The sequence below is a fragment of the Rhizobium sp. K33 genome (assembly GCF_056501445.1).
On record NZ_CP096478.1, the window covers coordinates 2,510,059 to 2,530,380 of the forward strand.

Genomic DNA, 20,322 nt, shown 5'->3' on the forward strand with positions numbered 1-20,322 from the left:
GCGCTCCCCACCTCCCCCTTGAGGGGGGAGGTCACCGCGAAGCGGCGGGTGGGGGTGAACCTGACGACGAGTTCGACGTCATTGATCAACGCTCAGGTCTCGCACATCACCCCACCCCGGAGCTTCGCTCCGACCCTCCCCCTCAAGGGGAGGGTGTCGGCTACCGCAGGAGTGGAGCCCACCCCATGAACCCCACCTTCCTCCTCTGGCTCGGCGCCGCCATGGCAACCTTCTTGGGTGCCGCCACCGTCTCCCGGGCCTATGTCGACAACGGCAAGCTCTGGGTGCTCCTGGCTTCCCTCGCGCTCTACTGCATCGGCAATCTGATGATGGTGAAGCTGATGCGCGAAGGCGGGCTGGGGCTCGCGATCTCGGCGTCGGCCATCGCGCAGCTCGTCCTCATCAATGTCATTGCCTTCTTCGTCTTCGGCGAACGCCTGAGCCCCATCCAGTCGGTCGGCGTGGCACTCGGTGTCCTGTCCATGGCCCTGATGCTCTATCCCGCCAAGGGAGGCGCCTGATGACCTCAGCCCCTTCGACCTTCCGTGACCGCATTTTGCCGGTGCTTACGGTGGTTCTCGCAATCCTCGTGATCTGGCATGTCTTCGTCGTCTACCTGAATGCACCTTTCGTGCGCGACCAGGCTGCGCGCGCAGGCGAGGAGATCACCTTCGCCCAGGTGGTCGAACGCACCTTTGCCCAGGAGCGCCCTGTGCTGCCGGCACCGCATCAGATCGTCGCCGAGCTTTGGGATACCACCATCAACAAGGCGGTAACCTCCAAGCGCAGCCTCGTCTACCACGCCTGGATCACGCTTTCGGCGACCCTCATGGGCTTTGCCATGGGCACCGCGCTCGGTATCGCGCTCGCCATCGCCATCGTTCATAACCGGGCCATGGACAAGTCGTTGATGCCCTGGGTCATCGCCTCCCAGACGATCCCCATCCTTGCCATCGCGCCGATGATCATCGTGGTCCTGAATTCCATCGGCATCTCCGGACTTCTGCCCAAGGCGCTGATTTCCACCTATCTTTCCTTCTTCCCGATCGTCGTTGGCATGGTGAAGGGCCTGCGCAGCCCCGACATCCTGCTGCTCGATCTGATGCACACCTATAATGCGAGCCCCTCCCAGACCTTCTGGAAGCTGCGCTGGCCGGCTTCCATGCCCTATCTCTTCACCTCGCTGAAGGTGGCGATCGCGATCTCGCTGGTCGGGGCGATCGTCGGTGAGCTTCCGACAGGTGCTGTCGCCGGGCTCGGTGCGCGTCTCTTGTCAGGCTCTTACTATGGCCAGACGATCCAGATCTGGGCCGCCCTCTTCATGGCGGCGGGCCTCGCCGCCCTGCTCGTTTCGATCGTCGGCATGGCCCATACCAGGGTGCTCGCACGCATGGGGGTCAAGCCATGAACGGTTACCTCGTCTTCGCCTTTGTCTTCTGGCTCGGCGCCTGGGGCCTTAACGAGTGGCTGGTTCGCCTGCGCGCCAAGGATCCGACAACCCGCCGCGCGATCGGCATCGCCGTCCCGCTGATCTTCGGCGTGACCCTGCTCGTGATCTGGGAATGCATGGTGCGCGGCTTCGAGATCCCCTCGATCCTTTTGCCGGCCCCCTCGATGATCTGGGCGCGGATCCTGACCTCCACCCATATCCTCTGGGCGGATTTCCAACAGACCTTCCTGAAGTCGGTGATTACAGGCTATGTCGCCGGCTGCGGCCTCGGCTTCCTCGTCGCGATCCTCATCGACCGCTCGCCCTTCCTGCAGAAAGGCCTGCTGCCGATCGGCAATTTCGTCTCGGCGCTGCCCGTCGTCGGCATCGCTCCGATCATGGTCATGTGGTTCGGTTTCGACTGGCAGTCGAAGGTCGCCGTCGTCGTCATCATGACCTTCTTCCCGATGCTGGTGAACACAGTCCAGGGCTTGGCCTCGGCAAGCCACATGGAACGCGACCTGATGCACACCTATGCCGCCTCCTGGTGGCAGACGCTGGTGCGCCTGCGGCTTCCCGCCGCCTGGCCCTTCATCTTCAATGCGCTGAAGATCAACTCGACTCTGGCTCTAATCGGGGCCATCGTTGCAGAATTCTTCGGTACCCCGATTGTCGGCATGGGCTTCCGCATCTCGACAGAGGTCGGACGCTCGAATGTCGACATGGTCTGGGCCGAGATTGCGGTTGCCGCACTCGCCGGCTCGGTCTTCTACGGATTGGTGGCACTGGCAGAACGCCGGGTCACCTTCTGGCATCCGTCCGTCCGTGGTGGACGGTCGTGACTTCTACCAAAAACAAAAGAGGGAACTGAAATGACTGTCAAACTCGCATCCATGCTGCTGGCTGCCGCGGTCTCCTTGACCGCCATGCAGGCCGCGGCCGCCGACAAGGTGACCCTCCAGCTGAAATGGGTCACGCAGGCCCAGTTCGCCGGCTATTACGTCGCCAAGGACAAGGGCTTCTACGAAGAAGAAGGCCTCGACGTCGAAATCAAGCCGGGCGGTCCTGACATCGCTCCCCCGCAGGTCCTCGCCGGTGGCGGCGCTGACGTGATCGTCGACTGGATGCCGTCAGCCCTCGCAACCCGCGAAAAGGGCGTGCCGCTCGTCAATATCGCCCAGCCCTTCAAGTCCTCGGGCATGATGCTGACCTGCCTCAAGGAAACCGGCATCACCAAGCCTGAGGATTTCAAGGGCAAGACGCTCGGCGTCTGGTTCTTCGGCAACGAATATCCGTTCCTCTCCTGGATGAGCACGCTCGGCATCAAGACCGATGGCTCGCCGGATGGCGTGACCGTTCTGAAGCAGGGCTTCAACGTCGATCCGCTCCTGCAGAAGCAGGCCGCCTGCATCTCGACCATGACCTATAACGAATACTGGCAGGTCATCGATGCCGGGATCAAGCCGGAGGAACTGGTCACCTTCAAGTATGAGGACGAAGGCGTCGCAACCCTCGAAGACGGCCTTTACGTGCTCGAAGACAAGCTCTCGGACCCGGCCTTCAAGGAAAAGATGGTCAAGTTCGTCCGCGCGTCGATGAAGGGTTGGAAGTACGCCGAGGAAAACTCCGACGAAGCGGCTGAAATCGTGCTCGAGAACGACGCTTCCGGCGCCCAGACGGAACAGCATCAGAAGCGCATGATGGGCGAAGTCGCCAAGCTGACCGCCGGCTCGAACGGCGCGCTCGACAAGGCTGACTACGACCGCACGGTCAAGACCCTGCTCGGCGGCGGCTCCGATCCCGTCATCACGAAGGAGCCGGAAGGTGCCTTCACGACCGAAATCACCGACGCGGCCCTGAAATAGTCTTTGGCGGACCAATGCAACGATGAAGCACGGGGAGAAATCCCCGTGTTTTTTGTAGGCTTTACTGATGATTTCATGCTGCAGACGCTGGCAAATCGGCAACACCATCGTTCTATATTGAACTATTTTCACCCTCCGTGTGAAAATGCCTCAGACGGCTCTTGCATGGGCTGCAGCTATCCCCCACCTCAGGTGCTGATTTCAGATGCCATAAATGTGAAGCTGCGTGTTATCGTCGGGGAACACCTAGGCTATGAGCCGATCCGGCTTCCCCGACGTATACTCGACCGAACTGCAATTATCGTCCTTGGGAAGGGTCCAATGTCTCGAAACGCGCGCACGAGATCCGTGCTGATGGCTGCAATCCTGTCGCTTTCGGCGTCCGTTGCCATCGGGCAGGATCAGCCTGCCACGCCAGCCCAGAATCTTCCGTCCATCATCGTCACCCCGGCCGAGACCCGTGACCTGATCGATCGCGTCGTCGCTTCCGGCACGCTTCGCGCCGAAGAAGAGGTCCAGATCCAGCCCCAGGTCGAGGGACTGCAGATCGAGACCCTGAACGTCGACGTCGGCGACAAGGTCGAGGCGCAGACGGTCGTTGCCAAGCTCAGCCAGGACACGCTTCAGCTGCAGCGCAGCCAGTATGTGGCCAACCGTGCCAAGGCGGAAGCAGCACTCGCCCAGTACCAGGCGCAGCTCGTCGAAGCCGAAGCGAGCCTTGAGGAGGCACAGCGGCAGTTCGAGCGTGCAACGCGCCTGGCCTCGTCTGGTTCCGTATCCGCCTCACAAAAGGAACAGGCTGAAACCGCGCTGGCGAGTGCCACCGCCCGGGTCGAGACGGCCCGCCAGGCCATCACCGTCGCGGAAGCCGACATCAAGGTCGTGGACAGCCAGATCGCCGACACCGATCTGCGCCTTGCCCGAACCGACATCAAGTCGCCGGTGGCGGGTACAGTTTCGGTCCGCAACGCACGCATCGGCGCGATTGCCTCCGGTGCAGGCCAGCCGCTCTTCACGGTCATCCGCGATGGCCAGATCGAACTGGTGGCAGACGTGCCGGAAACTGATATCCTGCGCCTGAAGGCTGGCCAGAAGGCGGAGGTCTCGGTCGCCGGTTCCGACCGGCCTATGAGCGGTTCCGTTCGCCTGGTTTCGCCGGTCGTCGATCCGGTCACGCGTCTCGGCGCCGTGCATATCGCACTCGACGACGATGCGGCGGCCCGTGCAGGCATGTATGGCAGCGCCTCGATCGTCGTGCAGGAGGCCAATGGCGTCGCCCTGCCGCTTTCGGCGATCACGACCGAAGCCGGCAAGACGACGGTCCGCAAGGTCGCCGATGGCACGGTGGAGATGGTCGAGATCAAGACGGGCATCCAGGATGGCGCATACATCCAGGTGACAGAAGGCCTGAACGACGGAGACAAGGTGGTCGCCAAGGCGGGCGTCTTTGTCCGTGACGGCGACCGGATCAATCCGGTGGAAGAAACCAGCAGCGTTTCCAACTGAGGGGCGACGACGCCATGAACTTCTCTGCATGGTCCATACGCAATCCGATTGCGCCGATCCTAGCCTTCTTCCTGTTGATCGTGGTCGGCATTCAGTCGTTCAACTCGCTGCCGATCACCCGCTTCCCGAACATCGACGTTCCGCTGGTGGCGATCACGGTCGGCCAGAGCGGCGCCTCGCCGGCTGAACTCGAAAGCCAGGTGACGAAGGAAGTCGAAGACGCGGTGGCATCGATCACCGGCGTCGACGAAATCAACTCGACCGTCACCGATGGCCAGTCCCAGACGGTCGTCATGTTCCGCATGGAAGTGCCAACGGAACAGGCGGTCCAGGACGTCAAGGACGCGATCGACCAGATCCGCGGCGATCTGCCGGCCTCCGTCGAAGAACCGATCGTCACCAAAATCGACGTCGAAGGCCAGGCCATCCAGAGCTTTGCCGTTTCCTCGCCCAACATGAACCTCGCCGAGCTGTCCTGGTTCGTCGATGACACCATCAAGCGCGCCCTGCAGGGTCAGCCGGGCATCGGCCGTGTAGACCGCTACGGCGGCGCAGACCGGGAAGTCCGTGTCGAGCTGGACCCGAACCGCCTGGACGCCCTGGGCGTCACGGCTTCAGACATTTCCAGCCAGCTGAAGGGCACCAATGTCGATCTCGGCTCCGGCCGCGGTCAGGTCGCTGGTGCAGAACAGTCCATCCGCACGCTCGGCGACAACCGGGATGTGGAAAGCCTTGCGAATTCCACGATCGCCCTGCCCGGCGGTCGCTTCGTCAAGCTGTCCGACATCGGCCGCGTCACCGACACCTATGAAGAGCCGAAATCCTTCGCCCGCCACGACGGCAAGCCGGTCGTGTCCTTTGCCGTCTTCCGCGCCAAGGGTGCGAGCGAAGTGACGGTTGCCGAGACGGTTGCCGAAAGCCTCGCCACCGTGCGTGCCGAGAACCCCGACGTCCAGATAGAGATGATCGACGACTCGGTCTACTTCACCTATGGCAACTACGAAGCCGCGATGCACACGCTCGTCGAGGGCGCCCTGCTCGCCGTCATCGTGGTCCTGCTCTTCCTGCGCAACTGGCGTGCGACCCTGATCTCCGCCGTCGCGCTGCCGCTCTCGGCCATCCCGACTTTCTGGGTCATGGACCTGATGGGCTTCTCGCTGAACCTCGTCTCGTTCCTGGCGCTCACGCTGGCAACCGGTATTCTCGTCGATGACGCGATCGTCGAGGTGGAAAACATCGCCCGCCACATCAAGATGGGCAAGACGCCCTATCGCGCGGCGATCGAGGCGGCAGACGAAATCGGCCTCGCCGTCATCGCGACGACGTTCACGATCATCGCGGTCTTCGTGCCGGTATCCTTCATGCCGGGTATTCCCGGTCAGTACTTCATCCAGTTCGGCCTGACGGTCGCCTTCTCCGTCTTCTTCTCGCTGCTTGTGGCGCGTCTCATCACTCCGATGATGGCGGCCTATCTGATGCGGGCGGAAGACGCGATGGACGACCATCACGACAATGACAGCCTGCCGCTGAAGATGTACACGAAGCTGGTGCGCTTCACGACCCGCCGCTGGTATTCGCGCCTCGGCACGCTGGCTGCTGCCATCGCGTTCCTGATCGGCTCCATCATCCTGCTCGCAGGCGTGCCCGGCAGCTTCATTCCGCCGGAAGATGCAGGCCGCATCGTGCTGTCGGTCGAATTGCCGCCGAATGCGACGCTGGATGAAACCGAGCGCAAGACGGATGAAATCTACGCAGCCATCAAGGACGTGGCGGATGTCGACAGCATCTTCATCCTCGGCGGCTCCTCGCCGCGCGGGGATCTGGAACTGCGTCGCGCAAGCGTGACCATGAATCTTGACCGTATCGAGCATTCGCTGGCCAAGACCCTGGTCAACGACGGACTGGGTGGCCTGCCGCTGATTGGCCAGTATCTGCCCAAGCTGCCGGAGAACGGTCGTATCCGCCCGCAATGGGACATCGAGGAAGAGGTCTTCGCGAAGCTCAATTCGATTCCGGATATCCGCATCACCAAGCTGAATGACCGCGGCGAGCGCGACATCACCTTCAACTTCCTCTCCAAGAACGAAGCGGAGTTGAACGAGGCCGTCGGCATTCTCGAAGCCAAGCTTCGTCAGGTGCCGGAACTCGCCAATGTCAGCGCCGATGGCGCCCTGCCCCGCCCGGAACTGCAGATCCGCCCGCGCGCCGACGAGGCCGCCCGCCTCGGCATCACTGCGCAGCAGATCGCCCAGACGGTGCGTGTCGCCACCATCGGCGATGTCGATGCAGCCCTGCCGAAGATCTCGCTCGACAACCGCCAGATCCCGATCCGCGTCCAGGCCTCGCTCGATTTCCGCACGGATCTCGCAGCGATCCGCGCGCTCAAGATCCGCACGGCAACCGGCGAGACGGTGCCGCTTTCGAGCGTCGCCGATATCGACTACGCAGAGGGCGTCTCGTCGATCAAGCGCAACGACCGCAACCGCGTCGTTTCGATCGGTGCCGGCCTGCCGCAGGGCGTCGCGCTCGATACCGCAACGGCGGCCTTCCGCACGACGGTGGAGAATGCCGACATCCCGGCCAGCGTTCGTCTGGCCGAGAGCGGCGATGCGAAGATCCAGGCCGAGATGCAGCAGAGCTTCGTCAACGCCATGATTCTCGGCTTGCTTCTCGTGCTGACGGTGCTGATCCTGCTCTTCAAGGACGTGATCCAGCCCTTCACCATCCTCTTCTCGTTGCCACTCGCGATCGGCGGCGTGGCCGTCGCGTTGATCATCACGAACAACGCGCTCTCCATGCCTGTCCTGATCGGCATCCTGATGCTGATGGGCATCGTGACGAAGAACGCGATCCTGCTCGTGGACTTCGCCATCGAGATGCGCCGCCACGGCATGGATCGCCTGGAAGCCATGGTGGAAGCCGGCCGCAAGCGCGCCCGCCCGATCATCATGACCTCGATCGCCATGTCGGCGGGCATGCTGCCCTCGGCCCTGGGTGTCGGTGAAGGCGGTTCGTTCCGCGCCCCCATGGCCGTGGCAGTCATCGGCGGCATCATCGTCTCGACGGTGCTGAGCCTCGTGGTCGTGCCCGCCTTCTTCCTGATCCTCGACGACATCTCCCGCCTGCTCGGCTGGATCTTCAGCCGCTTCGTCGGCAAGAAGGAAGAAGAGGAAGAGCCGCTGACACCGGAAGTCCTGTCCTTCCTGGCGCGCCAGAATGTTCAGGCCCTGGAAGCCATGGATCGCCGCGTCGCCGCCGTCGAACGCAGCCAGCCGGTCACCCGCAAGAGCGACGGCAATGGCAACGTGATCAACCTGCCGCCACTCGCCGCAGAGTAACCAAAGCTCGACCGGCCGCTCCTCATGGCGGCCGGTCTCCCGCTCGGTGCGGCGCGCCTTAAACGCCCCCTCCCTCACATCCTCCAGTCACACGCAAGAGAATCGACGCAACCTGAGCGCATTGCATTCCATCTCAGGTCATGGGGATTCTCTTGAGACGTTTCATCACGATTACATTCTGCATGCTCGCAACCTCCGCTCTTGCGGATGACGGCACCCTCCTGCCCGCCCAGAAGCACACCGCAGCCTACGACTGGAGCGGCGCCTATGTCGGCGTCACCGGCGGCTATGGCTGGATGGATGGCCTGTTCGAAGTCACCGGTTATGCACCGAAGACAGACAGCCTGAACGGTAGACTTCCAGGCGTCTTTGCCGGGGTGAGCACCCAGTTCGACAACAACCTCGTGCTCGGCCTCGAGGGCGATCTCGAATACAATGTTCAGGACGTAACGGTGACCTCAGCCTTCGGAGCCTTTACCGGCGGCGCCGACTGGCAGGGCTCGGCCCGCATGCGTCTGGGTTATGCCCTGGATCGTCTCCTGGTCTATGCGACAGCCGGATGGGCAGCAACGCATCTCGAGGCGGAATTCATCGGCGTGGCAGAGGCAACCGGCAGCTTCCATGGATATACCCTGGGTGCCGGCCTAGATTATGCCATGACCGATCGTCTCTTCGGGCGGCTCGATTATCGCTACAACGACTTCGGCAGCGGCGAGCTTGATTTCGGCCCGGCAACCGTGAGCTCGGAGCTTGAGCAGCACACCGTCAAGATCGGTCTCGGGATGAAATTCTGAGGCCGAACCGGCAGTGAGTCAGACCCCGGATTGGCGGGCAGCTGCCACAGCGAACTGCCCGTCAACCCAGGCGTCACGCCTTCTTTCGACGATCATCATATACCGATGACCGTTTGATCGAAATCAATCCGGACTTCCCCACCTCGCGATAATGTGACTCGACTGGAAAGGGCACGATCACCCGGACCTGCAGGCGACGCGCAATTCGGCTGGGCCATGAAATGGCAGGCTGGACCTCGATGGAACGCGACGACCGCAGCGGTGCATGCCCGGACACCATGTGGATGGGGAGCCGTGAAGACCGTGAACAAGATGCTGAGACTGAACGCGCGCGACAAGAACACGCTTCTGCGGACGTCGTTCCTGTCCCAACTCGGCCCGAGCGCCATGGCCTCGATGATGGAGATCGCCAATATCTCCAACTACGAGGCGCGCGATGTGCTGTTCCGCGAGGGCGAGCCGGCCGACTGTTTCTACAGTGTCCTGAGCGGCTATGTCCGCCTCTACCGGCTGAACAAGGATGGGCGCGAAGCCGATATCCGCGTTTGCGGCCCGGGCGACACCTTCGCCGAATGCCTGCTCGCGCTCGGCGACAAGTATCTCTACAACGCCCAGGCGGCAGAAACGGTCACGCTTGCCCGCTTCGACCTGCAGCGTGTGCGTGCCCTGGCCGAGCACGAGAAGGACGTCTCCCAGGCGATCATCCGCTGCCTGTCCGACCATCTGCGCACCACGATGGACTGCATCGCCAACGACCGTCTGCAGACCGCCCCGCAGCGCGTCGCCCACTATCTCCTGACCCATTGCAACGTGGAAGGCGGCCCGGCCTCGATCAGGCTTCCGTTCCAGAAGAGCCTGCTCGCCGGCAAGCTTGGGCTCGCACCCGAAGCCCTGTCGCGCGCCTTCTCAGCGCTCCGCCGTGCAGGCGTCATCGTGCGCGGACGCACGATCCAGATCAGCGATGTCAACGCGCTGAAGCAGATCTGAGCTCAGGCTAGCTGCCGGTCAGAGGCCTCCGCTCTCCTGCAGGAAGCTGACGATCTTCTCCACGCCGGCCCCCCGCTTCAGGTCCGTGAAGACGAAAGGACGCTCGGAGCGCATCCGGCCGGCATCGCGTTCCATCACATCGAGATCGACGCCGACATGGGGTGCAAGATCGGTCTTGTTGATTACCAGCAGATCCGACCGCGTGATGCCCGGCCCGCCCTTGCGCGGGATCTCTTCTCCCTGACAGACCGAGATGACGTAGAGCGTGATGTCGGCGAGATCCGGCGAAAAGGTCGCCGCGAGGTTGTCGCCGCCGGATTCGATGAAGACGACGTCGAGATCCGGGATCCGCGCATTGAGATCGGCGATAGCCCTCAGATTGATCGAGGCATCCTCACGGATCGCGGTATGCGGACAGCCGCCCGTTTCGACCCCCACCACGCGATCCGAAGTCAGGGCCTGCATGCGGATCAGCGCATCGGCATCCTCGCGGGTATAGATGTCATTGGTGACGACGGCGACGGAGTAGTCGTCGCGCATCGCCTTGCAGAGCTTCTCCGTCAGAGCCGTCTTGCCGGAGCCAACCGGTCCGCCGATGCCGACACGGAGGGGACCATTTTTCGATTTCATCATCTTCGTCCTGTTTGCGCTTCAAGCCTAGGATTGGAACAGCCGGGAATATTGCGTCTCGTGCCGCATGCTGAGCGTCTCGGCAATGATCGTCGCCGAACCGAGGTCATCCAGCCCAAGGCGGCTCAGCTCTGTAGCGCCGGCCAGAATGGGCTGCTCTGCCGCCGCCAGGATCGCGACACCACGGCTCTGGCCGATGACGCCGAGCCGGATCGCGACCGAGATATATTGCGAGATCTGCGCATGCAGGAAAGCCGCGATGGCATCATCCTTCGCGACACCATGCGCAGCCGCCACGGCGCCGACGGCAACGCTGTAGGCGACAGACCCCTGAAGTCTCTCGATCACGGGATGCGGCCATGCGGCAGCGGCCTGGACAAAAGCCTCACCGAGCCGCGTCATCTCCGCATGCCGCTCGGCCGAACCGGCGAGTGCCCTCGCGAGGGATATCAGATCCTCAAGCGGCTGCCCTTCGCTCTGCAGCCGATGCGCTTCGCCGAGCAGGATCGCATCATTGCGCATACCGCCAGCCGAGAGCAGTGTCAGGAGCCAGGCCTCGACACCGTCTCCGTCGCGGACATGATCTTCGACGATCGCACTCTCGAAGCCGGCGGAATAGGAAAAGCCACCGACGGGGAAGGCCGGTGAAAGCCAGGCCATCAGTCGAAGCAGCGCCTGACGTCCGGCGAAGCCGCCAGCCGGCATGTCATCCGTGGCCATGCCCGCCCTCGTGATGACCACCATGTGAGCCGTGGCCACCATGGGAATGATAAGCCCCGCGGACAGGCTGGAAAGGCTCGACGATATCAGACACCTCGGCTCCCAGACCGACAAGCATGTCCCGGATCACGTGATCGCGCTGGATCAGGATGCGGTCCGGCTCGATCTGGGCGGAGAGATGGCGGTTGCCCAGATGCCAGGCAAGTTCGATCAGGTGGAGCGTATCGCGGGCGCGAATTTCGAACAGCCGCTCTTCCGCCGCCTGGATCTCGACCGTCGTCCCGTCATCGAGCAACAACCGATCGCCGTGATGAAAGAGCACGGGCTCCTTGAGGTCGAGCATGACCATGTCGCCATTGTCGAGATGCAGCAGTTTGCGCCGGAGATGACGGCCATCATGGGGAAGAACCACCACGCCATCAGGCGCGGCGGCGACGGAACCGGCGGGTTTGAAGGAAGTCGCGCGCTGCATGAAATCTCCGACATGGCTGTTTTTTGAACCATGCACAGGAATGAGGCAGACGGCAAGATCGTTCTTCAGTCCCGTCGGCCGATCGCGGCAAAAAGTCGAGCATCATCAGACGCATGGTCGCTGATCATCGGCTCCAGGATGACAAGCGATTGCTCGTGGATAACCCGGTCGCGCCCGCTGTCCTTGGCAAGATAGAGCGCCTTGTCCGCCCAGGCATAGACGATCTCGGGACGCTTGCCCGCAGCGAACTCGGCGATCCCGGCGGAGATGGTGACGCAAATCTCCGTTCCGTGAAAATCTACGCATCGGGCGGCGACACATTTCCGTGCCTCTTCCACCAGAGCCAGTCTTTCCTCCCGTGTCCCGCCCCGCAGAACGACACCGAACTCCTCCCCGCCGAGGCGGACGACGAGATGCCGGTCGCCGAAAACCTCTCTCAGAACCGAGGAGACCGCCTGGATGACCCGATCACCTACCTGATGCCCGAAGCGGTCATTGATCGACTTGAAGCGGTCGATGTCGATGATCGCGAGCGATGCCTCCCCCGAAACGGCGGCGACGGCTTCGTTGAACACACGCCTGTTGGCAAGCCCCGTCAACGTATCTGTCTTGCTCAGCCGCTCGAATGTGCTGCGCGAGGCGGCAAGGTCGCGAATGACATGGCCGGCGGCGAAGGCCAGACTGCCGGTGAGGATCCCGCCGAAGAACCAGGCGAAGGCCACCATCAGCCGGACCATCTCGTCGAAGGGAAGCGTGAGATATCCCGTGAGGGTGAGCAGCAGGAGCGACAGAAAGCCCGCGAGGCTGGCCACGATCACCGAGCAGAAGCAGACGCGCAGGGCAAAGTGCAGCACCGCGCGAGGCCTTTCGAAGCCTCCGAGGTCGATCTGCGGCCAGCGCCCTTTGCCGATGAGAATCACCGCCTGCTCCTTCATGAACATGCCCTTGAATTAGGGTGAGCAGGTTTTGCGAGTCCTAACGGAATCACTCAAATGCAAGCGATCAGCCGAATGGGCGAGGAACCACCGAAAAAGGACGCTGGACGGGCGCACGCTTGCGTTCAGGGCTGCCCGATGGTCAGTCTTGATCGCGATGGCGCCAGCGGCGGTGATTGCCGTTTCTCAGCGCCTCCGCGGCCTTCAGCCGTGATGGAGATCGAGTGAAAGATCAAGCAGTTGCGGCATGGGCGTCCACCAGCCGGTGCGGATACCCGCGGACCGCAACATGGCGGCCGTCCAGGTGTTGCAGCCGACCAGCGCGTTGAAGGCCCCCCTCGCCTCGAAGAAGGCGTCATCCAGGCCGTATGCGGCGCCTGGAACAGCAATCGGCATGCCGTCTTCGCGGACGAAACTGCTGCGGATCTCCCTGATCATCCGGCGACGCCCCTCTTCCGTGATCGCGAGCTTGCGCACGGAGGGATGCTGAAGATCGATTGGACCGGCCACGGAGGCATGCAGCACGGAGCGGTCGACGGTCAGCGCCCTGAAAACCGGCAGCGGGCGGATGTCACCCCAGGTTGGCGTCTCGATATAGAAGGACCGGCCGCCCCAGCCGATGATCAGATATTCCACACCCGGCATGTCGAGGGGCAACCCACCGGGAACGAGATCGGCGAACGCCGCCCGCACCTCGTCATCGACCGGCAGGGCGATATCCGTGTGGATCGGATTGGCGAGCAACAGGATCTCCGCCGTCTCGCCTCCAAGGGAAGCCTCCGCGCGCGGATTGAGCGGGCGCGGCACTAGCGTTCCCAGAGCCAGGAGGATGACGAGCATGGACAGGCCAAAGGCCAGTCTTCGAAAAAGCGTCTTCACTGTCGGGGCGTCTCAGTCTGCAAGGTCGAGCCTGTGCTCAATTCTCCGGACCTGTTCAACCAGACGATCAAGACGCAAGCCCATCTCCGCGACACCTCCGGCATCCGCACCTTGATCGCGCCGCAATCCTGCCAGGCCGATCTCCATCCGGGTGAGACGCTGCCCTTGCTCGGCCATGGTGTCGCGCATGTCGCGCAGATCCGAACGGATTGCTCGCAAATGCTCCAGAACCAGGTTATTCACGTCCTCGGCCACGGCACAACAATTCCTGAATGGGTCAGGCAGATGATACACTAGGCCATGCTGGCCGCAAATCCGACTGGCTACCGCGTCAGAACAGGAAATACCGCTGCGCCATCGGCAGCTTGGTCGCCGGTTCACAGGTCAGAAGCTCGCCATCGGCGCGCACTTCATAGGTTTCCGGATCCACTTCCACATGCGGCGTCAAGTCGTTGTGGATCATCGACTTCTTGGAGATGCCGCCGCGGGTGTTCTTGACCGCCACCAACTGCTTGGCGACACCCAGACGATTGCCAAGGCCCGCATCGAGGGCGGCCTGCGAAACAAAGGTGACGGAGGAATTCGTTCGCGCCTTGCCATAGGCACCGAACATCGGGCGGTAATGCACCGGCTGCGGTGTCGGGATGGAAGCATTCGGATCGCCCATCGGAGCGGCAGCGATCACGCCGCCGAGCAGCACCATATCCGGCTTAACGCCAAAGAAGGCCGGATTCCAGATGACGAGATCGGCGCGCTTGCCGACTTCGATCGAGCCGATCTCATGGCTCACGCCATGGGCGATCGCCGGGTTGATCGTGTATTTCGCCACATAGCGCTTGGCGCGCATGTTGTCGTTGTCGCCGGTCTCGGTGGAAAGCGCGCCGCGCTGGCGCTTCATCTTGTCGGCCGTCTGCCAGGTGCGAATGATCACTTCGCCGACGCGGCCCATGGCCTGGCTGTCGGACGAGATGATCGAGAAGGCACCGATATCATGCAGGATGTCTTCCGCCGCGATGGTTTCCTTGCGGATGCGGCTTTCGGCGAAGGCGATGTCTTCTGGGATCGACGAGGACAGGTGATGGCAGACCATCAGCATGTCCAGATGCTCGGCAACCGTGTTGACCGTGTAGGGCCGCGTCGGATTGGTCGACGATGGAATGACGTTCAGCTGTCCGCAGATCTTGATGATGTCGGGCGCGTGGCCGCCGCCCGCCCCTTCCGTGTGGAAGGCATGGATCGTGCGGCCCTTGATCGCGCCGACTGTGTCTTCCACGAAGCCGGACTCGTTCAGCGTGTCCGTGTGGATCATCACCTGCACGTCGTACTGATCGGCGACCGAGAGGCAGCAGTCGATCGCGCCGGGCGTCGTGCCCCAGTCCTCGTGCAGCTTGAGCGAGGTCGCACCGCCAAGCACCATTTCCTCGAGCGCACCCGGCAGCGAGGCATTGCCCTTGCCGGCAAAGGCGAGGTTCATCGGGAAGGCATCCGCCGCTTCGATCATCCGGGCGATATGCCAGGGGCCGGGCGTGCAGGTCGTCGCGAGCGTGCCATGGGCGGGACCGGTACCGCCGCCCAGCATCGTGGTGAGGCCCGACATCAGCGCCTCCTCGATCTGCTGCGGGCAGATGAAGTGGATATGCGCATCCATGCCGCCGGCGGTAATGATCTTGCCTTCACCCGCGATCGCCTCGGTCCCGGGACCGACGATGATGTTGACGTCGGGCTGCGTATCGGGATTGCCGGCCTTGCCGATCGCGATGATCCGCCCGTCCTTGAGCCCGATATCGGCCTTCACGATCCCCCAGTGGTCGAGGATCAACGCATTGGTGATGACGGTGTCGACCGCGCCGTTCGCCCGCGTCACCTGGCTCTGGCCCATGCCGTCACGGATGACCTTGCCGCCGCCGAACTTCACCTCTTCGCCATAGGTGGTGAAATCCTTCTCCACCTCGATGAACAGCTCCGTGTCTGCAAGACGTACCTTGTCGCCAGTGGTCGGACCGAACATCGAAGCATAGGCGGCGCGGGACATCTTGTAGGACATGGGTCTCAGGCTCCTTGGGAGAGGGAGGAAACGAAGATCGGTTGCAGCCGCAGGACGCGGCCGCTCGATATATATTGATCGACCAGCCGGCGCTCGGCTTCGAAAGGATGGCCATCCCACCCGCTGTGACCGAAGCCGGCGAGGATGATGGTATCTTCGGCATGCGTCGGATCGGAAAGCAGCGCCTCGATCACCACCATGCCGCTCGAGGGCACGACGTATGGCTCCGCATCGAGCGCCAGCAGTGCGGCGTCCAGGCCCTCATGCACGTCGCGATGGATGATCCGGTGCTGCTTGCCATTGGCCGTGGCGAAGGTCGCGAAGCCATCGGTGTAATCGTCGCAGAAGTCGTCGAGTTCGGGATGCGTGATCGCAAGCTGCGGCTTCATGTCGGCGAACTTCTCCGGATCGCGCACCGACCAGATCTCCGTCGTGCGGCGCACCGCCTCGCTGTCGCGCCATTCGGGATCGGCAAGCATCTGGGCCCCCGGGCGTCCCGTGTTGCAAACGGCGATGATATCCGTCTTGCGCCCCGCAGAGCCGAAGTTCCGGCTGCCATTGAAGCGGATCACGAGGTCCGCGGCGTCGATAAGGGGTGCTGCCCCCTCGTCTACCGGTCCGTTGCCCACGATCATGATCTGTCTCGCCTGAGCCATGGTCTCACACCCTCAATAGCCCTCGACCAGTGACTTGAGTTCTTCCGTGCGGTGTTTCGTGAGTTCCGCGAGGCAGAATGAGATCACCATCGGCTGCATGGTCCCACCTTCGGCCGAGTAACCTTCGAGATCGCAGGCTGCATCGCGATAGGCGAGCCAGGCACGCTGCGAAACCAGAAGCCGCTTGGCCGCCCCGTTATCATCCGAGGGTGGCGTCGCCTTGTCCCATGCGAGCATGGCGGCGCGCGTCTCGGCCCATTGGGCATTCATCGCGGCATCGGCTTTTCGATAGTCCTCGGCCGCACACTGGTTCATGTCGGCCTGGGTCTGGGCATTGTTGCAATCGACGTCCCGCACGTCCTCGCTCGAGGCCGGCGCGTCTTGCAGCAATACGCAGCCGCAGACGACGAGGATCACGCCCCAGTTCATCGCCCGCACCATGACCGTTTCCCCACCTTCATATCAGAGGCTGCCCATGACCTTTTGGCGGAAACCATAGACCTCGCGCTTGCCAGACAACGGGATCAGCGTGACCTGCCGCGTCTGTCCCGGCTCGAAGCGCACGGCAGTTCCAGCCGGAATGTCGAGCCGCATGCCGCGCGCCTTGTCGCGATCGAAGATCAGCCCGGCATTGGTCTCGAAGAAGTGGTAGTGACTGCCGACCTGCACCGGCCGGTCACCGCTGTTGGAAACCTCGAGCGTCACGGTCGGATGTCCGGCATTCAGTTCGATTTCGCCTGCGGCGGCAATGATTTCACCGGGGATCATGAATCGCTCCTTCATCGGGTTCAAGCGGCGCGCGAAGGCGGGCAGCCTTCGGCTTTGAGGACGCGTTTGGTGGACGCCGGATTGTTCGCAAGCTTGGCGGCGGGCCGGATCGGCCGACGCACCAATTCACCACCGCAATTCGGGCAGATGCCGGCAAGCGTGGTCGAAGCGCAGTCGGCGCAATAGGTGCATTCGAAGCTGCAGATCATCGCCAGGCTTTCCGGCGGCAGATCCTTGTCGCAGCACTCGCAATTCGGTCGAAGCTCCAGCGCCATGGTCCGATCCTCAGCGAATGGGTTCGTGAACGGTGACGAGTTTCGTACCGTCCGGGAAAGTCGCCTCGATCTGCACGTCGTGGATCATCTCGGCAATGCCCTCCATCACCTGGTCGCGGGTGATGACATGTGCCCCCGCCTCCATGAGATCGGCGACGGCCCGGCCGTCGCGCGCCCCTTCGACAACGAAATCGGTGATCAGCGCAATCGCTTCCGGATAGTTGAGCTTCACGCCCCGTTCCAGCCGGCGGCGCGCGACCATGGCCGCCATCGCGATCAGCAGTTTGTCCTTTTCCCGCGGCGTCAGATTCATGCGTGCTCCAATGGCGTGATCGTCAGAGATTCCAGACTTTTGGCACAGACGCGCCCCCGCGCAAGGCCGAAATGACCGGGATCAAGATTTTTCTCAAGGCAAAGCCGTCAGGGGCCGCGATACGGGCAACAAGCTTGCCTTCCCAATAACTTACGCCGCCCATTTCTTCAGCGATATGCTCACGAATTGGGCGGATCAGCGCTTCGGCGCGCGGACTGACGAGAATGAGAGTCGCGAAGGCAACGCGCCCGGCAAGCACTGCCGGCGACGCCACCAGACCGGCGACGTCGCCACCCAGTTTCAGCTCTTCGGCATGCAGCAGACGTCCGCCCCGCCGGATCCGCCAGCGGTCGCGCACGAGGCCGGCATTCATCGCCTCGCCCATGGCTTTGCGCCCGAGCAGGATCGCTTCCACGGCGAGAAATTCGGCATCCTCGGCAAGGTCGACCTCGAGCCTTCGGGTCAGCGATGCATTGTCGAAGAGAATGCTTTCCTGCGGCAGCCAGTGCATGCGAGCACCCTCACCCACTTCGATCCGAGTGGTGATCTCGCCGGTACCGGCAGAAGCCTTGTAGATCTTTTCGCAGGCCTGTGTCGTGGCAGTGAGAAAACTGCCCGGGCCGGCGCGGAAATTCCAGTCGAACTGGTCCCCGCCGGTAATGCCGCCGGCGGTGTTGATCGTCACCGCCTCGAGTTCACTGGTGAAACTCTCGGGCAGGCGGATCTTGGCCGCCCCCTCCTGATAGAGCTCGGCGATGCGCGTGCGCCCGCCGAGCGACTTCGTTACAAGTCGCCCGACACCGCGGGCGCGTTGCTGTCTGGTTTGCTGGATGGCGTGCAATCTGTCCCCTGCCCGCCGTCGCTGATCGCGGCGGTTTTCTGTTTGTCGCCGCAAGCATTGTCGACCGCGACCGTCGCAATCATTTCGCCGCCCGAGGCCTTGAAGAACTCCCACATTCTGTCGGTCGCATCAACCTCGCGGATCGCCTTGTCGCCATTCGAGGCGAGGCGGAAGCGCACGGTCCGGGCCGGCCAGGCGTGATCGGCGCTGGCGATCACATAGGAGACGACGCTGGTTCCCGCACGGCAGCCGGCATAGCTCATGACGTCGGCGTTCTCGCCCGTTTCCAGGGAAGCCCTGCCCTCGCAGCCGTTGAGCTCGGCCCAGCGATTGAGCGCCACTTCGCCGCCATAGCGCCAATAGGCCTTGCCGCCACCCTCGAACGGGTTGACGTGATCCTTCTTGCCCGAAAAGGCGATGATGGAGACCGGCCGGCTCGGCTGGCAGCTTTCCCGGCGCGGCTGCCAGACGCCGTTTTCCTCGACCGGCGTGCCGGCCCGTAGGCCCATGACGAAACCGGCAGCCGCAAAATCACCATAGCCGTTGCAGATGTATTGCGACAGCATGCGCCCGCCGCCGGAATAGCCGGAGGCATAGACCTTGGTTGCGTCGATGCAGAGCTTTTCCTTGGCGATCTCAAGCGCCGCGCGGATGGCAGCGGACTCGTCCGCGCCTTCTCCCATCGTCACCCCCGGCACATACCAGGCATGGGTGCTCGGCAACTCGCCTTTCAAGCTGCCGGCGAGCGCCATCACGACGAAGCCCTCGCGCTCGGCAACCTCGTTCCAGTGGCTGCGGCCGAGCTGAACCTTCGGATTGCTGTTGGAGCCGTGAAAGTCGAGGACCAGCGGAACCTTCTTCTTGCCCGAATAGCTCGACGGCACGACATAGATCGCCTCCCGTTCGATGCCACCCGACTGGAAGGTCAAGCTGTATTGGCCGGGTTCGATCGGCGTGCCGCAGCCCGCAGCTTGCGCCGCCGCGCTGGAGGCGCCGAGGAGGAAAAGCCCCGCGACCACGCGCAATATGCAGCGTGCCCGCACGAGTGGGATTACCGTGCTGGTCGTCATGGATGTGCCTTCTGTTCGCAGATGCGCGTCTAATATCACGCGTGGCCCCAGCATCAACCCGACTTCGCTAATAAATCATCAACCCTGTCTTGCAAAATCATACGGTCAGATGGCGACGCGCCTCCGGCGTATCGAGCGTCTCGGGCGCTCCCTGATGGACGATCTCCCCGCGATCCATGATGTAGACATGATCGGCGAGCTCCCGGCAGAAATCGAGATACTGCTCGACGAGCAGGATCGCCATGCCGGTCGTGTCGCGCAGATAGCGGATGGCCCGGCCGATATCCTTGATGATCGACGGCTGGATGCCTTCGGTCGGCTCGTCCAGCACCAGGATCTTCGGCCGTGTCACCATGGCCCGCCCGATCGCCAGCTGCTGCTGCTGGCCACCGGAGAGGTCACCTCCGCGCCGCGACAGCATGGTGTCGAGGACCGGAAACAGCGCGAAGATGTCGTCCGGAATGAAGCGGTCCTTGCGGTCGAGCGGCGCGTAGCCGGTCTCGAGGTTTTCCTTGACGGTCAGCAGGGGAAAGATCTCGCGCCCCTGCGGCACATAACCAACACCCGTCCGCGCCCGGTTGAACGGGGCCATGCCGTTGAGTTTAGTGCCGTTGAAGGTGATCGTACCAGCCGACACCGCATGCTGGCCGGTGATGGCACGCAACAGCGACGACTTGCCCACCCCGTTTCGGCCGAGCACGCAGGTGATCTTGCCCATCTCGGCATTGATGGAAACACCGCGCAGCGCCTGGGCGGCACCGTAGTGGAGATTGACGTTTTCGACTGTCAGCATGATGCGA

The 20,322-nt window shown here is 62.9% G+C and carries 23 protein-coding genes; 8 read left to right on the plus strand and 15 right to left on the minus strand.

The features are described from left to right. Positions 1 to 185 precede the first annotated feature (185 nt). From M1E12_RS12330 to M1E12_RS12365, 8 genes are all read left to right on the plus strand, one after another. Complete coding sequence (locus tag M1E12_RS12330; protein ID WP_113458388.1) at positions 186 to 521, plus strand: hypothetical protein; 336 nt, start codon at positions 186 to 188, stop codon at positions 519 to 521. Next, positions 521 to 1,408, plus strand: coding sequence for an ABC transporter permease (locus M1E12_RS12335; protein WP_479562000.1), 888 nt, complete (start codon positions 521 to 523; stop codon positions 1,406 to 1,408). Before M1E12_RS12330 ends, M1E12_RS12335 begins: the two co-directional genes overlap by 1 nt. Beyond that, positions 1,405 to 2,271, plus strand: a complete 867-nt coding sequence (locus M1E12_RS12340; protein ID WP_310241744.1) for an ABC transporter permease — start codon at positions 1,405 to 1,407, stop codon at positions 2,269 to 2,271. The genes M1E12_RS12335 and M1E12_RS12340 overlap by 4 nt, the downstream gene beginning before the upstream one ends. Before the next feature lie 30 nt (positions 2,272 to 2,301). Next, entirely contained in the window at positions 2,302 to 3,294 is a 993-nt protein-coding gene (locus M1E12_RS12345) for an ABC transporter substrate-binding protein (RefSeq protein WP_479562001.1), read from the plus strand. Between the two features lie 321 nt (positions 3,295 to 3,615). Then, on the plus strand, positions 3,616 to 4,800 hold the full coding sequence (locus tag M1E12_RS12350) for an efflux RND transporter periplasmic adaptor subunit (protein WP_479562002.1): 1,185 nt from the start codon (positions 3,616 to 3,618) through the stop codon (positions 4,798 to 4,800). A 14-nt stretch (positions 4,801 to 4,814) separates the two neighbouring features. After that, the gene (locus tag M1E12_RS12355) at positions 4,815 to 8,138 is read left to right on the plus strand and encodes an efflux RND transporter permease subunit (protein ID WP_479562003.1); all 3,324 of its coding nucleotides are present in this window, start codon (positions 4,815 to 4,817) and stop codon (positions 8,136 to 8,138) included. Between the two features lie 152 nt (positions 8,139 to 8,290). Beyond that, positions 8,291 to 8,932, plus strand: coding sequence for an outer membrane protein (locus tag M1E12_RS12360; protein WP_479562004.1), 642 nt, complete (start codon positions 8,291 to 8,293; stop codon positions 8,930 to 8,932). Between the two features lie 312 nt (positions 8,933 to 9,244). Next, complete coding sequence (locus tag M1E12_RS12365; protein ID WP_162760158.1) at positions 9,245 to 9,919, plus strand: Crp/Fnr family transcriptional regulator; 675 nt, start codon at positions 9,245 to 9,247, stop codon at positions 9,917 to 9,919. 18 nt (positions 9,920 to 9,937) lie between these two features. On the opposite strand, the gene ureG is transcribed toward M1E12_RS12365, so the two are convergent. The 15 genes from ureG to urtE all read right to left on the minus strand — a co-directional run bounded on the left by ureG (position 9,938) and on the right by urtE (position 20,315). Then, positions 9,938 to 10,549, minus strand: a complete 612-nt coding sequence (gene ureG, locus M1E12_RS12370) for an urease accessory protein UreG (protein ID WP_479564876.1) — start codon at positions 10,547 to 10,549, stop codon at positions 9,938 to 9,940. A gap of 27 nt (positions 10,550 to 10,576) precedes the next feature. Continuing rightward, positions 10,577 to 11,269, minus strand: a complete 693-nt coding sequence (locus tag M1E12_RS12375; protein ID WP_479562005.1) for an urease accessory protein UreF — start codon at positions 11,267 to 11,269, stop codon at positions 10,577 to 10,579. Beyond that, the gene (gene ureE / locus M1E12_RS12380; RefSeq protein ID WP_479562006.1) at positions 11,256 to 11,741 is read right to left on the minus strand and encodes an urease accessory protein UreE; all 486 of its coding nucleotides are present in this window, start codon (positions 11,739 to 11,741) and stop codon (positions 11,256 to 11,258) included. The genes M1E12_RS12375 and ureE overlap by 14 nt, the downstream gene beginning before the upstream one ends. 65 nt (positions 11,742 to 11,806) lie before the next feature. Further along, on the minus strand, positions 11,807 to 12,676 hold the full coding sequence (locus M1E12_RS12385; RefSeq protein WP_479562007.1) for a GGDEF domain-containing protein: 870 nt from the start codon (positions 12,674 to 12,676) through the stop codon (positions 11,807 to 11,809). A gap of 204 nt (positions 12,677 to 12,880) precedes the next feature. Next, a complete protein-coding gene (locus M1E12_RS12390) occupies positions 12,881 to 13,555 on the minus strand; it encodes a TIGR02117 family protein (RefSeq protein WP_479562008.1) in 675 nt (224 codons plus the stop codon). A gap of 12 nt (positions 13,556 to 13,567) precedes the next feature. Continuing rightward, on the minus strand, positions 13,568 to 13,810 hold the full coding sequence (locus M1E12_RS12395) for a hypothetical protein (protein WP_479562009.1): 243 nt from the start codon (positions 13,808 to 13,810) through the stop codon (positions 13,568 to 13,570). A 76-nt stretch (positions 13,811 to 13,886) separates the two neighbouring features. Beyond that, positions 13,887 to 15,599 carry an urease subunit alpha gene (gene ureC, locus M1E12_RS12400; RefSeq protein WP_479562010.1) on the minus strand — a complete coding sequence of 571 codons (1,713 nt, stop codon included), beginning with the start codon at positions 15,597 to 15,599 and terminating at the stop codon, positions 13,887 to 13,889. 5 nt (positions 15,600 to 15,604) lie between these two features. Next, the gene (locus tag M1E12_RS12405) at positions 15,605 to 16,255 is read right to left on the minus strand and encodes a Urease operon accessory protein (protein ID WP_479562011.1); all 651 of its coding nucleotides are present in this window, start codon (positions 16,253 to 16,255) and stop codon (positions 15,605 to 15,607) included. A gap of 12 nt (positions 16,256 to 16,267) precedes the next feature. Next, entirely contained in the window at positions 16,268 to 16,696 is a 429-nt protein-coding gene (locus M1E12_RS12410) for a lysozyme inhibitor LprI family protein (RefSeq protein ID WP_479562012.1), read from the minus strand. 21 nt (positions 16,697 to 16,717) lie between these two features. Then, positions 16,718 to 17,023, minus strand: coding sequence for an urease subunit beta (locus tag M1E12_RS12415; protein WP_310241718.1), 306 nt, complete (start codon positions 17,021 to 17,023; stop codon positions 16,718 to 16,720). 20 nt (positions 17,024 to 17,043) lie between these two features. Continuing rightward, on the minus strand, positions 17,044 to 17,298 hold the full coding sequence (locus M1E12_RS12420) for a DUF1272 domain-containing protein (protein WP_310241717.1): 255 nt from the start codon (positions 17,296 to 17,298) through the stop codon (positions 17,044 to 17,046). Between the two features lie 10 nt (positions 17,299 to 17,308). Beyond that, positions 17,309 to 17,611, minus strand: a complete 303-nt coding sequence (locus M1E12_RS12425) for an urease subunit gamma (RefSeq protein WP_006725821.1) — start codon at positions 17,609 to 17,611, stop codon at positions 17,309 to 17,311. 22 nt (positions 17,612 to 17,633) lie between these two features. Further along, a complete protein-coding gene (locus M1E12_RS12430) occupies positions 17,634 to 18,452 on the minus strand; it encodes an urease accessory protein UreD (RefSeq protein WP_479562013.1) in 819 nt (272 codons plus the stop codon). Next, complete coding sequence (locus tag M1E12_RS12435; RefSeq protein ID WP_479562014.1) at positions 18,395 to 19,522, minus strand: CE1 family esterase; 1,128 nt, start codon at positions 19,520 to 19,522, stop codon at positions 18,395 to 18,397. Before M1E12_RS12435 ends, M1E12_RS12430 begins: the two co-directional genes overlap by 58 nt. A 97-nt stretch (positions 19,523 to 19,619) precedes the next feature. Further along, positions 19,620 to 20,315: an urea ABC transporter ATP-binding subunit UrtE gene (urtE, locus tag M1E12_RS12440; protein ID WP_479562015.1), complete on the minus strand. Its 696-nt coding sequence runs from the start codon at positions 20,313 to 20,315 to the stop codon at positions 19,620 to 19,622. Positions 20,316 to 20,322 lie beyond the last annotated feature (7 nt).

Excerpts from the sequence above, each read along its gene's own strand:
- ureE (WP_479562006.1), bottom strand. The coding sequence starts at position 11,741 with ATGCAGCGCGCGACTTCCTTCAAACCCGCCGGTTCCGTCGCCGCCGCG.
- M1E12_RS12420 (WP_310241717.1), bottom strand. The coding sequence starts at position 17,298 with ATGGCGCTGGAGCTTCGACCGAATTGCGAGTGCTGCGACAAGGATCTG.
- ureC (WP_479562010.1), bottom strand. The coding sequence starts at position 15,599 with ATGTCCTACAAGATGTCCCGCGCCGCCTATGCTTCGATGTTCGGTCCG.
- M1E12_RS12425 (WP_006725821.1), bottom strand. The coding sequence starts at position 17,611 with ATGAATCTGACGCCGCGGGAAAAGGACAAACTGCTGATCGCGATGGCG.
- M1E12_RS12415 (WP_310241718.1), bottom strand. The coding sequence starts at position 17,023 with ATGATCCCCGGTGAAATCATTGCCGCCGCAGGCGAAATCGAACTGAAT.
- M1E12_RS12405 (WP_479562011.1), bottom strand. The coding sequence starts at position 16,255 with ATGGCTCAGGCGAGACAGATCATGATCGTGGGCAACGGACCGGTAGAC.
- M1E12_RS12345 (WP_479562001.1), top strand. The coding sequence starts at position 2,302 with ATGACTGTCAAACTCGCATCCATGCTGCTGGCTGCCGCGGTCTCCTTG.
- urtE (WP_479562015.1), bottom strand. The coding sequence starts at position 20,315 with ATGCTGACAGTCGAAAACGTCAATCTCCACTACGGTGCCGCCCAGGCG.
- M1E12_RS12410 (WP_479562012.1), bottom strand. The coding sequence starts at position 16,696 with ATGGTGCGGGCGATGAACTGGGGCGTGATCCTCGTCGTCTGCGGCTGC.
- ureG (WP_479564876.1), bottom strand. The coding sequence starts at position 10,549 with ATGAAATCGAAAAATGGTCCCCTCCGTGTCGGCATCGGCGGACCGGTT.
- M1E12_RS12365 (WP_162760158.1), top strand. The coding sequence starts at position 9,245 with ATGCTGAGACTGAACGCGCGCGACAAGAACACGCTTCTGCGGACGTCG.
- M1E12_RS12340 (WP_310241744.1), top strand. The coding sequence starts at position 1,405 with ATGAACGGTTACCTCGTCTTCGCCTTTGTCTTCTGGCTCGGCGCCTGG.
- M1E12_RS12350 (WP_479562002.1), top strand. The coding sequence starts at position 3,616 with ATGTCTCGAAACGCGCGCACGAGATCCGTGCTGATGGCTGCAATCCTG.
- M1E12_RS12355 (WP_479562003.1), top strand. The coding sequence starts at position 4,815 with ATGAACTTCTCTGCATGGTCCATACGCAATCCGATTGCGCCGATCCTA.
- M1E12_RS12385 (WP_479562007.1), bottom strand. The coding sequence starts at position 12,676 with ATGAAGGAGCAGGCGGTGATTCTCATCGGCAAAGGGCGCTGGCCGCAG.
- M1E12_RS12435 (WP_479562014.1), bottom strand. The coding sequence starts at position 19,522 with ATGACGACCAGCACGGTAATCCCACTCGTGCGGGCACGCTGCATATTG.
- M1E12_RS12330 (WP_113458388.1), top strand. The coding sequence starts at position 186 with ATGAACCCCACCTTCCTCCTCTGGCTCGGCGCCGCCATGGCAACCTTC.
- M1E12_RS12375 (WP_479562005.1), bottom strand. The coding sequence starts at position 11,269 with ATGGCCACGGATGACATGCCGGCTGGCGGCTTCGCCGGACGTCAGGCG.
- M1E12_RS12335 (WP_479562000.1), top strand. The coding sequence starts at position 521 with ATGACCTCAGCCCCTTCGACCTTCCGTGACCGCATTTTGCCGGTGCTT.